Raw genomic sequence first — 13,265 nt, forward strand, 5'->3', positions numbered from 1 at the left:
TCTGCTGACAGGCGCCTCAGTGCCCCTCAACTGAACAGTCTTCCTCGTGTTAAGTGTAAATCGTTCATTCATTCAAAATGCTCCGGCCGATGGGTCAGCATCATCTCTTCCTCCGTGATGTACAGGGGAAATGGCGGTGTTTCTTTCAGATAACGTTCAGTGTGCAGCAGGCGGTAATGAACCTCCGGCAGCCAGGTATCCTCAAGCAGCGGCAGCTTGCCGGTGTCGTTGATATAATTATCCACAGCCGACTGAACCATATCAATATAATAAGGCACCATCTTGTCAGCTTCCTCAAAAATTTCGAACGTTTCCCGCGACATGTAAAACTTCTGATGAGGCACTCCGCCCAAATATCTCTTGAGCCGGATAAGGTCAATGCTCTTATCCTCCAGAATCAGTGCGGTACGGTTGATCGGAGCAGGCATATCTTCTTCAAATTGCCTAACAGCTTGCTTGATCTGCGGCAAAGTAACAGTGAGATGAACGGGAGGTGTATTTTTTTTCGCGCGTTTGAATATCATACTGAAAGTCTCCTTTCGAAGTATATGTCAGATAACGCTTACAATTCCAGTTTATTCGTTATTCGGACATTTAATCAGTCGAACCTTCAATTGTCACAAAAAATCCCCATATATTAGATCATTATTTGACATTTTCCCAGTGAGTCCACATCTCCGGCGGGTTAAGCTCGTATTTGTCATTTTCCCGGTACATAAACTGGTGCATGATGAACTCCCGGCGGATCGTGGCATAATCCTCATGGAATGGTTTGATAAACTCGTTGATTTCTTTTTCCGTATACACCACACCGGGTTCAAGCTTCTCAACCATATATTGCAGTGCGATCAGCTTCTTCTTGTATTGTGCGGGAATCTGGCGCAGCCGGCCGTCTTTGGCAAAAAAGTTGCGCAGCACTGAGTCCTTCAGACTCTTTTCTGTAGATAACTCGTCCATATCTTCTGCCCCCTTGGCAAAAATAAATTTAAGCGATGCCTCTGAGCCAGCCTTGATAAACTCGGGGTTCAGCGAAAAGTAAACCGTATTCTTGTCTCTGCGCTCCTTGATCATTGCGGCCTCACGGAGCTTGGCGGCATGATGTGTTACGGTAGGCTGTGATAAATTAAGTTTCTCCGCCAGCGCCTGTCCGTGCACCTCCCCCTTGGACAGCAGCAGCAGCATGCGCAGGCGTGTCGGGTCGGATAAAGCTTTATGGTAATTCACAATTTTCTCCAGCTGCATCGGGGTCACTCTCCTATAACATTTGCAAGCAATTTTTACGATTAAACTATGTTTAGATATATATCTAATTATACTATAATCCAATCTCCAGAGCAATAACGATTAGCTGAATATGCTGCACAGATAGCAAAAACATTAAATTTAAGGTACGATTTAGAGAAAAGAAAGTATACACCAGGAGGTTACCATCCATATGAAAGACGTCATTATTATCGGGGCAGGTCCGTGCGGGCTTTCGGCCGCAATGGAATGCCAGCGCCAAGGGCTGTCCAGCCTGATTATTGAAAAAAACTTTATTGTCCACTCCATTTATCTGTATCCGACCAGCATGCAGTTCTTCAGCACAACCTCTTTATTGGAGATTGGCGATGTGCCTTTTACCTCACCCAATGACAAGCCTTACCGCCATGAAGCACTCGTCTATTACCGCCGCGCCGCCGAGCAGCATGGACTCGATATTGCCGCTTACGAAGAAGCGCTCTCAGTCGAACGTCTGGAGGACGGAAGTTTCGCTGTACATACGATCACTAAACGGGGGGAACAGCTAACCCATACAGCCTCAAATGTGGTTATCTCCACCGGTTACTTCGACCAGCCCAATATGATCGGCATCCCCGGGGAGGAGCTCCCTAAGGTCACGCACTATTTCGGTGAAGCCCATCCCTATATGGGGATGAAGGTTACTGTCATCGGCGGCAGCAATTCTGCTGTGGATGCGGCACTTGAGTTAATGCGGGTGGGAGCTTCCGTAGATATGGTCTACCGGGGAGCCAGCATTTCGCAGAACATCAAACCGTGGGTACGGCCTATCTTTGAAAGCATGGTAGCTAAAGAAAAGATAACGCTCCATCTGGAATCACGGGTAACCGAAATTACACCCGGTTCAGTCATTGTTACCAAATCAAACGGTGAGACGCTTGAACTCGACAATGATTTTGTACTCGCCTTAACCGGCTTCCGCCCCAGCAGAACACTTCTGTCTTCCGCAGGGGCAATAATGGACGACGAACAGGATAAACCTGCCTATAACCCGTCCACGATGGAAACTAACATCCCGGGACTTTATGTAGCCGGTGTTATCGCCTCCGGACGCAATGCCAATGAGGTATTCATCGAAACCGGACGGGGCCACGGGAAGCTGATTGCAGATCACATCATTTCAAAACGGCTTACTTAGGATAAGGAGTGTTTCGTTACGATGGATATCACCTCGCTCCTCCTGCTGGGCCTCGCAGCCCTCGGCATTATCAGCAGCAATACGCCGGTAACGATCGCAATGGTTGTGCTGCTGCTGCTGAGGGTGCTTGGACTGCAGCAGGCTTTTCCGTGGCTCGAAAAGTATGGCCTGACTGTCGGGATCATCATCCTTACCATCGGCGTGATGACTCCGCTGGCGAGCGGTAAAATATCGCTGCAAATGATCTGGCATTCCTTTTACCACTGGAAATCGCTGCTTGCCATTGGGATCGGTATCCTTGTTGCCTATTTGGGTGGGCGTGGAGCAGTGCTTATGGGCAGCCAGCCTACGATCGTTGCCGGCCTGCTGATCGGCACGGTTATCGGTGTCGCTTTCTTCAAAGGCGTACCCGTAGGTCCGCTGATCGCGGCAGGTATCCTCTCCCTGCTGATTGGACGTGGATAATGGTTTAAAGATGGAGACAGGCAGGCCACTCTGCTCACTGTGAGCGGAGTGGCCTGCCTATTTGGTATGTCGCGATGCCGATGAAGCTTATAAACCCGTTCCCTCAACCCGGTATTTCTCCTCGAGTTCTGAGCGGTAATGGGGGTCATAACGAATGAGCTTGGGAAGTGAGCAATCGACCATTCCGCTGTCGCTGCCGTCCGGATGAGTGCTCGTTGGCTCAGTTAGGGCCTGTTCTTTGACTCTTCTGACGACCTCCTCGTCTATTTCTACCGTTTCCTCATCCACACTTTCTGCATCAACAATGCGAAGCGGCACGAGCACTGTTTTACAGTTCTCCATGCCACTGTGATCTGTGAATGACACATGAATGCTCAAGCTGACTAAGCCGCAATCCATAGGCTGGATTGTATAGATCCCTAATAAAAGGTCATTTGGTATTTCGGGCTGCTCAATAATGACTCTGCCACTGGTATCCTGTGGATAGCCCTTTGCTTTCCCGTCCCAATGGATCCCTGATGGAAGCTGCAGTTCAAGTACCGCTTGCTTCCCCCCGCCAAGTGGCTCCAAATGGACCCAGAGGTGATTCATTCCCTCTTCATTCTCCAGCACAGACTTTGCAAGACGCACCTCGATCGTGATTGCCGCTCCAGTCATGGGGTGTTGCCTCCCTTCAGCAGCCGGTTCACCGTTTCAACCAGCTCGGACTTTAGTTCTGCAGATATGCGCGGACTAACCGTAAGCATCACATCTTCATTAATGACTAGGGTCTCATTGCGGAAAATATGCTCCGTTTGGTAGAAACGCAGACGATCGCCAATCTTAGCCACTTCCTCCGCTGGCAATCCCGCAAGCTTCTCTTGAATATCTGCCAGACTCTCCCCGCTTTTGGACAAGGTGAGGATCGCCCGCAAATATTCCAGATGCCGGTTCGTATAGACCCGTTTGTTGCCGGATAATTCCAGCGGTGGCAGAAGCCCGATTTGCGTATAGTACCGTATCGTTCTTAGATTCATATCCGGCTCTTCTCTCTGAAGAAGATCGGCAAGCTGTTTGCCGGTATAGGTATTCATCCAACCATCCTCCACTTCGCAAAAATGATTTAAACTTCCGACATTAGTTACACTCAACTGTTATGGTTACAGTATACTGTAACTTATACTTAAATGCAAAGAAAAAGCGGTTCCCGAAGGAACCGCATAGCAGTGAACTCTATTCATGCATCCAGCCGCTGCACATTGAACAGCCGGGCGTAACTTCCGTCAAGCGCCATAAGCCCTTCGTGGGTCCCACGCTCGGTGATCTCTCCATTCTCCAGCACAACAATCTGGTCTGCATGGGTAATCGTGGACAGTCTGTGGGCGACAATCAGCGTTGTACGCTCGGATGAAAGCGACTGGAGCGCCTGCTGGATCAGATGCTCCGATTCCAGGTCCAGTGCCGAGGTAGCCTCGTCAAGAATAAGCACCTTTGGGTCCTTGAGAAATACCCGCGCAATCGCCACGCGCTGTTTCTGGCCTCCCGACAGCTTCACCCCCCGCTCTCCTACCTCAGTATCATAGCCATCAGGAAGCTGCATGATGAAATCATGCGCGTTAGCCGCCTGTGCTGCGGAGACAATTTCCGCCTCACCAGCTGCCGGATTGCCGAAGAGAATATTCTCGCGCACCGAACCGCTGAACAGGAAATTATCCTGCAGTACCATGCCGACAGTCCGCCGCAGACTCTCCTGTGTCAGCCCCCGGATATCATGCCCGTCCATTCGCAGATTGCCTTCACTGATATCATAGAACCGCGGGATCAGACTGATTAGGGAGGACTTCCCCCCGCCGCTCATCCCAACAAAGGCCACCGTCTGTCCGGGATTTATCCGCAGATTAATATCCTTCAGCACATATTCGTTCTCATCGCCATATTTGAACCATACCTGATCGAACTCTATATCTCCTGTCGGATTGTTCAGCGGCTTTGCTCCAGGCTGATCGATGATATCGTAAGGTTCGTCCAATAGCTCCATAACCCGCTCCAGCGATGCGGAGGCCTGAGTCAACACGGTAGAGGAATTGATTAGCCGCCGCAGCGGGGCATACATCCGGTCCAGGTAACCGAAGAAGGCAACAAAGGTGCCCAGCGTCAGATTGCCGTGTATCACCTGATATCCCCCATAACCGATCACAAGCAGCGGGGCGATGTCCGTTAAGGTATTGATAATAGCAAAAGTAACGGCGTTCCAGCGCGTTTGGGCCATCGCCTTTTCCAGAAACTTGCCGTTGATAGCCTCAAATTGCTTCTGGTCGACCCGCTCCATCGTAAAGCTGCGGATAATCGCAATGCCCTGAATCCGCTCATGCAAATAACCTTGAATCGCTGCAAGCGCCTGGGAACGGTCCTTGGTCAGCAGCTTGAGCCGCTTATAAAGTGTGTTCACGGCAATGCCATACAGCGGCAGGATGGCTATGGATACGAGCGCCAGCACCGGATTGAGGTAGAACATGAAACCTAGTGCAAAGACGAGCGTGAACATATCCAGCCAGACGTTCATCATCCCGACTTCCACGAGATTCTTTGACTGCTCCACATCATTGATGAATCTGGATATGGCCTCGCCTACCTTGGTATTCTGATAGTAACGCAGTGACAGGCGCTGCAAGTGGCTGTACAGCTTGTTGCGCATGTCGAACAGCACTTTGCTTGTGATCAGCTGGGCAAAATACTGCCGGAAATACTCAACGGGACCTCTGACAATGACAAACAGGAATAATGCGCCTCCGAGGACATACATCAGTTTCGAGACACGTTCCGCGACAGTCAGTACGGAGTTGCTCAGAAGATCATCCACCACATATTTCAGAATCAGCGGCAGTGTTAGCGGAATGCTAAATTTGATCATGCCGATAATCAGCGTCAGCACAATCCATTTCATATAAGGCCGGACAAAAACAAAATAAGATTTCCATTGTTTCACAGATGGTTACGCCCTTTCTATTCACCTTGTTGACTGGGTACTGTTGACATTTGCGCTCCACAGTGTTTTTATATTTTTAAGTCCATAAGTACGATTGCAGTACCTGAACTTCAGGAGGATAACGATGTCTAGACAATTTGTGACAGAAGCGGTCATGATGGCAATTTATGGCCAGCTTCTCATCCCGCAAAGCCCTGTAGAATATATAGTGCCCTATACAACCATCATGGAATTGTATGAACTGCGGGACAGTGACGAGCCGTTAATGAACCGGGCGGATGATGATCAGCACGTTAAATTGAAGATCCGTGAACTGATCGCCTATTTCGAGGAACCGCTCAATTCCAAGAAGATCAACCGCTGTCTGGCTGTTCCATGGGCCAAGAGCTCCGGCATTCTGCTCGGAGGGCAGGCACAGATCACCATCATCAACAGCATTGATAATGCTACATACGGAGAGCTGTTTGATCCGATCGAAACCGAGCTGCTGCTCTCTTCCCAGCGTGAGAAAGTACCGATTCTGACCGACCAGTTCGAGCTTATTCAGCGCATCATCGAAGGCGGAGTCCCCGTCCAGGTGTATGACATTGATGACTTTGATTTCGCTATGGAGGAAGAGACCTTCCGCAGCTCGCACTAATGACGTTTTAGGATTTATAGGCCCAACCTTATAGATTCTTGTATCCGTAAATCCTCTATCTGAAAAAGCCCCGGCCTTTTGGCAAGGGCTTTTTCAGATAGTAACCTGTGCTATAATACCCAGTCTGCACTGGGCAGAATTACTGCTCCACTCCACCGGCCACCGGCAGTAACTCATACTGGTAGTCGATATCATCCTCAGCCTCCACATAGACAATGGATAGGCTGTATCCCTCCATATACCACAAGTCCTGCTCTTCCATATAAAAAATCAGGCCTCCCTGCTCAGTCTGCACAGCAGGACGTCCCGGCAGTTCGGTGGCGATCCCCAGTGAAAACCCGGGATGCAGTCCTCCTCCTGAACTGTAACGGGGAAATAACCGGATATGCGCCCCTGTCTGCAGATCTAATTCCCGCTTAAACCAGGCGGCGGCTTCTGGGCTGATTACCATCTTCATGTCTTTTAGCTCCTCCCGTTTCTTCTTATCATACTGAAAAAAAGTCCACATTCCAAATTATCGCAACGTATTTTATCATACTGCTATTTCGAAATTTGTTCAAAATTACATTTGACAATTCTTAACGGCGGATGATAAACTCTGAACATAACGAAGCGTCTTCAAGTTATTACCAAAACTAAGGAAAGGGTGAGCGCGGTGTTTAACCTTGTTAAAGTTGATTTTTATACTATTGTCGGCAACTGTACACAACTGAATACCAAAGCAGCCCAAGTAGTGGAAAGCACCTGAAGAATCATGTATGTAACGCGTACATCTTGATTTCAGGTTATGCAAGTCTCTTCCATGTCTCTGTGCTGTCTTAGCACCGTGGACATGATAACTGCTGTATATCACAGGCATATCATCCGTTTTCGGATGATATGCCTTTTTGTATGCTGTTAAGAGCTGAACCACTATTTGCACCATTCCAACAGCCGGCAATCAATTTAATACGAAAGGAAGGGATTTCCCTTGTTCTCCGTTCTCCGAAATCTCGGTTGGTTCTTCCGCCGGGAGAAAAGGCGCTACACCGTAGGCCTGATTTTATTAATTGTAGTTGGTGTGCTTGAACTGCTGCCTCCTCGTCTGCTCGGCAATGCCATTGACGAGATCGTACGCGGCTCGATAACCTCCGGTTCCCTCATGAAGTATATTGGCCTGATCGTCCTCATGCTTCTAATTATTTATTGGATCACCTACATATGGATGCATAAGCTGTTCGGGGGTTCCAACCTTGTGGAGCGTCTGCTCCGCTCCCGCTTTATGAATCATCTTATGACGATGACGCCCTCCTTCTTCGAGCGCAACCGTACCGGTGACCTCATGGCCCGGGCAACCAATGATATCCGGGCCGTATCGGCAACCGTAGGCTTCGGGATGCTGACTCTGGTGGATTCAACGGTTTACCTTACCGTTGTGCTGCTGGCCATGGGCTTTCTGGTCAGCTGGAAGCTGACACTCGCGGCAGTGCTGCCGCTTCCGCTGATCGCCATCGCCATGATTTACTATGGCAAGGCCATTCATGACCGGTACAGTCTGGCACAGGATGCCTTCGGAGATATGAATGACCAGGTACTGGAATCCGTATCCGGTATTCGCGTGATCCGGGCCTACGTACAGGAACGTATGGACGAGAAACGATTCTCCGACATTACGGAGGATGTATACCGCAAAAATATGGCGGTAGCCCGCGTTGATGCCTTTTTTGAACCAACGATCCGCTTTTGTGTGGGACTAAGCTATATTATCGCGCTTACCTACGGCATTTATCTTGTATTCCGCAATCAAATTACACTTGGAGATTTGGTTTCCTTCAATATGTATCTGGGGATGATCGTGTGGCCGATGTTCGCGATCGGTGAGCTGATCAATATTATGCAGCGCGGCGGAGCATCCCTTGAACGGATCGATGAGACGCTGAATTCCCGTCCTGATGTTGAGGATATTGCTCATCCGGTTCCGGTTGAACACCCGACCCGTATTGAGCTAAAGGATGTAACGTTCCGTTACCCCACTTCGACCATCGACAATCTAAGCGGCGTCAGCTTCTCCCTCTCCCAGGGACAGACGCTCGGGGTAGTTGGACGCACAGGCAGCGGCAAATCAACCTTGCTGAAACAGCTGCTTCATGAATATCCGTCCGGTAAAGGCGACATCCTGATCTCCGGTGTGCCGATTGGGCAAATTGCCCTCGACCGCCTGCACGGCTGGATGGGTTATGTGCCGCAGGAGCAAATTCTGTTCTCCAAATCGGTTCGTGAGAACATCCAGTTCGGCTACAATAACGCCAGCGACGAACGGATTATGGAAGCCATCACGGCAGCGGCTTTTCAGAATGACCTCGGCACCTTGTCTGACGGCTTGGATACCCTAGTGGGTGAACGCGGTGTCTCTCTTTCCGGAGGCCAGAAACAACGCGTTTCGATCTCCAGAGCCTTTATCGCAAATCCCGATATTCTGATCCTGGATGATGCGCTTTCTGCCGTTGACGCACGTACAGAAGCCAAAATTATCGAGAACATCCGCTCGGAGCGTGCCGGCAAAACCACGCTGATCTCCACTCACCGTCTCTCTGCTATTGAGCATGCCGATCTGATCGTTGTGCTGGATAACGGACATATAGCAGAGCGGGGTACCCATCAGGAGCTGCTGAACATGAACGGCTGGTATCGTGAGCAGTTCGACCGCCAGCAGGTGGAGAACAATTTAACGAATGAATAAATGATGAGCATAGGCTTTTTGAAGCTCCCTAAAAACGTTTAGGAGGTGTCACCGTTGACACAAAGTACGGGCAAACGCCTGCTGCAGTACGCATTAACTGCCAAAAAAACATTTATCGCAGCACTACTGCTGCTTACTATCGGAGTGGCAGCCGAGCTGGCAGGGCCTTTTATCGCCAAGAGCATGATCGACAATCATCTGCTGGCCATAGAGAAGCCCTACTTCCAGACGGACTCTTCCAAGGATGCCGCTGAATATAATAATTCCTTCTACAAACGCGGTGACCGGTTTGCCGATGGCGAAGCCAAAGGCCAGGAAATCCGCCTGCTACAGGTTGGAAAAAGCTTCTACTTTATCAATGAAGCCGTAGCGCAGCCGGAAGGCGAGCGGACCTTCCGTGACGGAGAGATGCATATCCAATACGGAGACACTCTGAGTGTCTATCCAGCCGAGAAGCTCTCGGCAAATGAATTATTCGCTTTTTACAAACCTGAATTCCCCGGCATTTATAAACTGGTAGGACTGTACGCGATGTTCCTGGTCATCTCGATCATAGCGGAATTCGGTAAAACCTACTGGCTGCAATCGTCAGCCAATCAGGTCATCCGCAAGCTGCGGACCGATGTGTACGCCCATATCCAGCGGCTGCCGGTTTATTTCTTCGACAATCTGCCGGCGGGTAAGGTCGTCTCCCGGGTTACGAACGACACGGAAGCGGTCAAGGATCTGTTCATCGCCGTATTATCCAACTTCAGCACAGGGATTATCAATATCATCGGCGTTTATGTCGCCCTGTTCCTGCTTGATATTCACCTCGGACTGGTCAGTCTGTTCATTGTCCCGATTGTGATTCTCTGGATTGTGCTCTACCGCAAAGTTGCCACCAAATACAATACCATCATCCGCTCGCGGCTTAGTGAGATCAACGCCATCATCAATGAATCGATTCAAGGAATGTCGATCATCCGCATTTTCCGCCGCCAGAAGCAGAGCAGTGAAGAATTCGAGCGCCTGAACGATGATTATCTGAAATACCAGAATAAAATGCTTAACCTGAATGCCTTCACTTCCCACAACCTGGTGAACTCGCTGCGCAGCCTCTCCTTTGTACTGGTATTATGGTACTTTGGATTCGGCAGCCTGGATGGCTCTACCTTTGTGTCGCTGGGTGTGCTGTACGCCTTCGTCGACGTGCTCGGACGGATGTTCCAGCCGATTACCGGGATGGTCAACCAACTGGCCAATCTGGATTCCTCGATGGTTTCTGCCGGTCGCGTATTTACACTAATGGATGAACCCGGCGAACCGGTGACCGATGGTTCCATGCCGCGTTACAAGGGAGATGTGGTGTTTAAAGACGTTTCCTTTGCTTACAAAAAAGACTTCGTCCTGCGCGACATTTCCTTTGAGGCCCGCTCTGGTGAAACTGTCGCTCTGGTGGGACATACCGGCTCCGGTAAAAGCTCGATCATCAATCTCCTGTTCCGCTTCTATGATCCACAGCGCGGAAGCATTACCATTGATGGTCAAGAAGTTAAAGATCTGCCGAAGCAGTGGCTGCGGAGCCATATGGGTATTGTGCTTCAGGATCCTTACTTGTTCACAGGGACCATCGCTTCCAATGTCAGTCTCGGAGACGAGCGAATCACACGGGAGCGGGTGGAACGGGCACTGCGGGAAGTCGGTGCGGATAAGCTGCTGTCTCATCTGCCCAAGGGCTTCGACGAACCGGTGGTGGAGAAAGGCAGCACGCTTTCGGCCGGCCAGCGTCAGCTGATTTCATTTGCCCGGGCGTTGTCCTTTGATCCGGCCATTCTTATCCTGGATGAAGCGACCTCCAACATCGATACGGAGACAGAGAGCATCATTCAGGAAGCGCTGGAGGTGCTGAAGAAAGGCCGCACCACCTTCATCATCGCTCACCGCTTATCCACGATCCGCAGTGCGGATCAGATTCTTGTCCTGCATCACGGTGAAATCGTTGAGCGCGGCAGCCATGATGAGCTCATGGCGCTGGGTGGTCGCTACTTCCGCATGTACCAGCTTCAACTCGGTGCCGGTGCGGAAAACGGAGCTGCGTCCGGCTCGGCTTCCGCATCTTCTTCTGCCTCTGCCGCAGTCCTGCAGCCTTCGTTCAAGCAGGGCTAGTGATTCGACTGCTTCTTCCCAAAAAGAGACAGTTCCTCATGTATTGAGGAGCCTGTCTCTTTTTAATTTACTTAATAGTAATACTTCCTGTAAGTTTGTAATCGGATCTGCTGCGAGATAACCTAAAAATGAATTCATGACCAAGGCATACGCCCCGTATAACACACCTAAAGAGGTAAACGTTTTTTGATTTTTATAATAAGACATGCCCACAAAACAGGAAAATAGGGCAACGGCCCCCCATACACCGATAAAATATGTAGAAACAACTCCAATGCTTATGAATATCATTAGCCAGATTGTTATTTCTTTGACACTAAAGTGATAGCGGGAAACGGATTGATAAATAAAAAAGAAGCTTACGATTTGAATTATCATTATGAAATGAATCATTTTAAACACCACCAGTCTTCACACGAAAAATTCCCTTTACCACCAATTGTCATATTAACTTAATGATACTCTCCAGTCTATCACTATACTTCCCTTAGTCCTGCTAAATTGTATTTGTGTACAGAACGTTTGTTCTATATAATGGAAACTAATACATATGATCGGAGTGATCGATAATGATTACCTACAACATAAGCAAGAAGCAGGCCAGACTTTTTTTGCTGCAGCATCAGGGGCTGATCGCCGGTGGTCTTCCTGGCGGCAAGACAGGTATTTATGAATTCGTTCGCCATGTAGGCTGTATTCAATATGATCCGCTGAATATTGCCGGGCATAATCATGAGCTTGTGCTTCAGGCACGGATTCCCGGCTTTATTCCCGCTCAAGCCAATGAGCTTCTGTACCAGGACAGGCTGCTGATCGACGGCTGGGACAAGAACATGTCGATCTATTGCACGGAGGACTGGCCCTGCTTCCAGCGGCTGAGGGAAGCAGCCTCCGGGCATCACCAGGGAAATGAACCTTTGGAAGCAACGGTGCTGCAAGTCCGTGATGCGCTGAGTCAGCGCGGCCCCCTCTCTTCTCTGGACCTGGAAGGCAAAGAAAAGATTAACTGGGCCTGGGCCCCTGCCAGATTGTCACGGGCAGCTCTGGAAACCATGTACTTCCGGGGTGAAGTGTCTATTCATCACCGTGTGCACACCCGCCGCTACTACGATTTCACGTCACGACTGCTGCCGGAGCAGGTTATTGCAGCAGCCGATCCCAATCCCACGACTGAACAATACCATGACTGGTACGTGCTGCGGCGCATTGGAAGCATCGGACTCCAGTGGAATAAATCAGGTGACGGATGGCTTGGCATATCCGGTCTGAAGAGCAAAGAGCGGACCGCGGCAGTGCAGCGTCTGCTGCAGAATGACAGCCTGCGCGAGGTGCAGGTGGAGGGTATTAAGCTGCCGCTTTACATGCGGACAATGGATGCGCCCGAGCTTGAAGCTGTGCTGCAGCTGGGGGAAGAGGCAGAAGATCCCGGAAGCAGATTTTCTCCGGGAAGCTTCGCCACTGCTCTGGCTCCCTTGGACAATCTGTTGTGGGACAGAGAATTGATCCGGCAGCTGTTCGGATTTCATTACCGCTGGGAGGTATACAAACCTGTGGTGGAACGGGAATATGGTTACTACGTGCTTCCGCTCCTGTACGGTGACCGTTTTATCGGCCGGTTTGAGCCGGTCATGAACAGAAAAAGCGGCATCCTTACCATTACCCGCTGGTGGTGGGAGCCTGAAGAGATGCTTACTGCAGAGATGGTTCCCGCACTGCGGCAGGCTTTGTCCTCCCTAGCACGCTGCACAGGAGCATCCGCTATCCAATTTGCCCCGGAGGTAGTCAAGGCATGTGGACTTGAAGCACTGGAGACAGCAATTCTGTAGCACAGCTCCTGATTAAACACAAAAGAACTCTCCTATGGACAGCATTTCTGCTATCTGGGAGAGTCTCTTTGCCCTTCTATGTA

13 protein-coding genes are annotated in these 13,265 nt (G+C 50.0%); 6 read left to right on the plus strand and 7 right to left on the minus strand.

The window, feature by feature from the left end; all coding sequences use genetic code 11:
* Positions 1-68: 68 nt before the first annotated feature.
* Together NSS79_RS19430 and NSS79_RS19435 are read right to left on the minus strand one after the other, a co-directional pair.
* Positions 69-524, minus strand: a complete 456-nt coding sequence (locus NSS79_RS19430; protein ID WP_038593064.1) for a DUF3939 domain-containing protein — start codon at positions 522-524, stop codon at positions 69-71.
* A 121-nt stretch (positions 525-645) separates the two neighbouring features.
* Positions 646-1,242 carry a metalloregulator ArsR/SmtB family transcription factor gene (locus tag NSS79_RS19435; RefSeq protein ID WP_038593067.1) on the minus strand — a complete coding sequence of 199 codons (597 nt, stop codon included), beginning with the start codon at positions 1,240-1,242 and terminating at the stop codon, positions 646-648.
* Positions 1,243-1,435: 193 nt separating this feature from the next.
* Here NSS79_RS19435 and NSS79_RS19440 point away from each other — a divergent pair, with 193 nt between their 5' ends.
* Together NSS79_RS19440 and NSS79_RS19445 are read left to right on the plus strand one after the other, a co-directional pair.
* On the plus strand, positions 1,436-2,419 hold the full coding sequence (locus NSS79_RS19440) for a YpdA family putative bacillithiol disulfide reductase (RefSeq protein ID WP_342435769.1): 984 nt from the start codon (positions 1,436-1,438) through the stop codon (positions 2,417-2,419).
* A 21-nt stretch (positions 2,420-2,440) separates the two neighbouring features.
* Positions 2,441-2,884 (plus strand): DUF441 domain-containing protein, encoded by a 444-nt coding sequence (locus NSS79_RS19445; protein ID WP_038593073.1) that lies wholly within the window; start codon positions 2,441-2,443, stop codon positions 2,882-2,884.
* A gap of 87 nt (positions 2,885-2,971) precedes the next feature.
* On the opposite strand, the gene NSS79_RS19450 is transcribed toward NSS79_RS19445, so the two are convergent.
* From NSS79_RS19450 to NSS79_RS19460, 3 genes are all read right to left on the minus strand, one after another.
* Complete coding sequence (locus NSS79_RS19450; RefSeq protein WP_342435770.1) at positions 2,972-3,541, minus strand: hypothetical protein; 570 nt, start codon at positions 3,539-3,541, stop codon at positions 2,972-2,974.
* On the minus strand, positions 3,538-3,957 hold the full coding sequence (locus NSS79_RS19455; RefSeq protein WP_342435771.1) for a MerR family transcriptional regulator: 420 nt from the start codon (positions 3,955-3,957) through the stop codon (positions 3,538-3,540). The genes NSS79_RS19450 and NSS79_RS19455 overlap by 4 nt, the downstream gene beginning before the upstream one ends.
* Before the next feature lie 143 nt (positions 3,958-4,100).
* Positions 4,101-5,849 (minus strand): ABC transporter ATP-binding protein, encoded by a 1,749-nt coding sequence (locus tag NSS79_RS19460; RefSeq protein WP_342435772.1) that lies wholly within the window; start codon positions 5,847-5,849, stop codon positions 4,101-4,103.
* A 124-nt stretch (positions 5,850-5,973) separates the two neighbouring features.
* Here NSS79_RS19460 and NSS79_RS19465 point away from each other — a divergent pair, with 124 nt between their 5' ends.
* Positions 5,974-6,489: an ADP-heptose synthase gene (locus NSS79_RS19465; RefSeq protein ID WP_076109478.1), complete on the plus strand. Its 516-nt coding sequence runs from the start codon at positions 5,974-5,976 to the stop codon at positions 6,487-6,489.
* Positions 6,490-6,628: 139 nt separating this feature from the next.
* Here the strand turns inward: NSS79_RS19465 and NSS79_RS19470 are convergent, their stop codons facing one another.
* The gene (locus NSS79_RS19470; RefSeq protein WP_342435773.1) at positions 6,629-6,946 is read right to left on the minus strand and encodes a hypothetical protein; all 318 of its coding nucleotides are present in this window, start codon (positions 6,944-6,946) and stop codon (positions 6,629-6,631) included.
* A gap of 513 nt (positions 6,947-7,459) precedes the next feature.
* On the opposite strand from NSS79_RS19470, the gene NSS79_RS19475 reads away from it, so the two are divergent.
* Both NSS79_RS19475 and NSS79_RS19480 read left to right on the plus strand, forming a co-directional pair.
* Positions 7,460-9,208, plus strand: coding sequence for an ABC transporter transmembrane domain-containing protein (locus tag NSS79_RS19475; RefSeq protein ID WP_342435774.1), 1,749 nt, complete (start codon positions 7,460-7,462; stop codon positions 9,206-9,208).
* A gap of 54 nt (positions 9,209-9,262) precedes the next feature.
* Positions 9,263-11,356: an ABC transporter ATP-binding protein gene (locus NSS79_RS19480; RefSeq protein WP_342435775.1), complete on the plus strand. Its 2,094-nt coding sequence runs from the start codon at positions 9,263-9,265 to the stop codon at positions 11,354-11,356.
* 36 nt (positions 11,357-11,392) lie between these two features.
* Here NSS79_RS19480 and NSS79_RS19485 read toward each other — a convergent pair whose 3' ends face one another.
* Positions 11,393-11,749 (minus strand): hypothetical protein, encoded by a 357-nt coding sequence (locus NSS79_RS19485; protein WP_342435776.1) that lies wholly within the window; start codon positions 11,747-11,749, stop codon positions 11,393-11,395.
* A gap of 176 nt (positions 11,750-11,925) precedes the next feature.
* Between NSS79_RS19485 and NSS79_RS19490 the strand changes: the two genes are divergently transcribed.
* A complete protein-coding gene (locus tag NSS79_RS19490) occupies positions 11,926-13,182 on the plus strand; it encodes a winged helix DNA-binding domain-containing protein (protein ID WP_342435777.1) in 1,257 nt (418 codons plus the stop codon).
* The last annotated feature ends 83 nt before the right edge of the window (positions 13,183-13,265 follow it).

This window comes from Paenibacillus sp. FSL L8-0436 (assembly GCF_038593025.1).
Taxonomy (GTDB): domain Bacteria; phylum Bacillota; class Bacilli; order Paenibacillales; family Paenibacillaceae; genus Paenibacillus_AQ.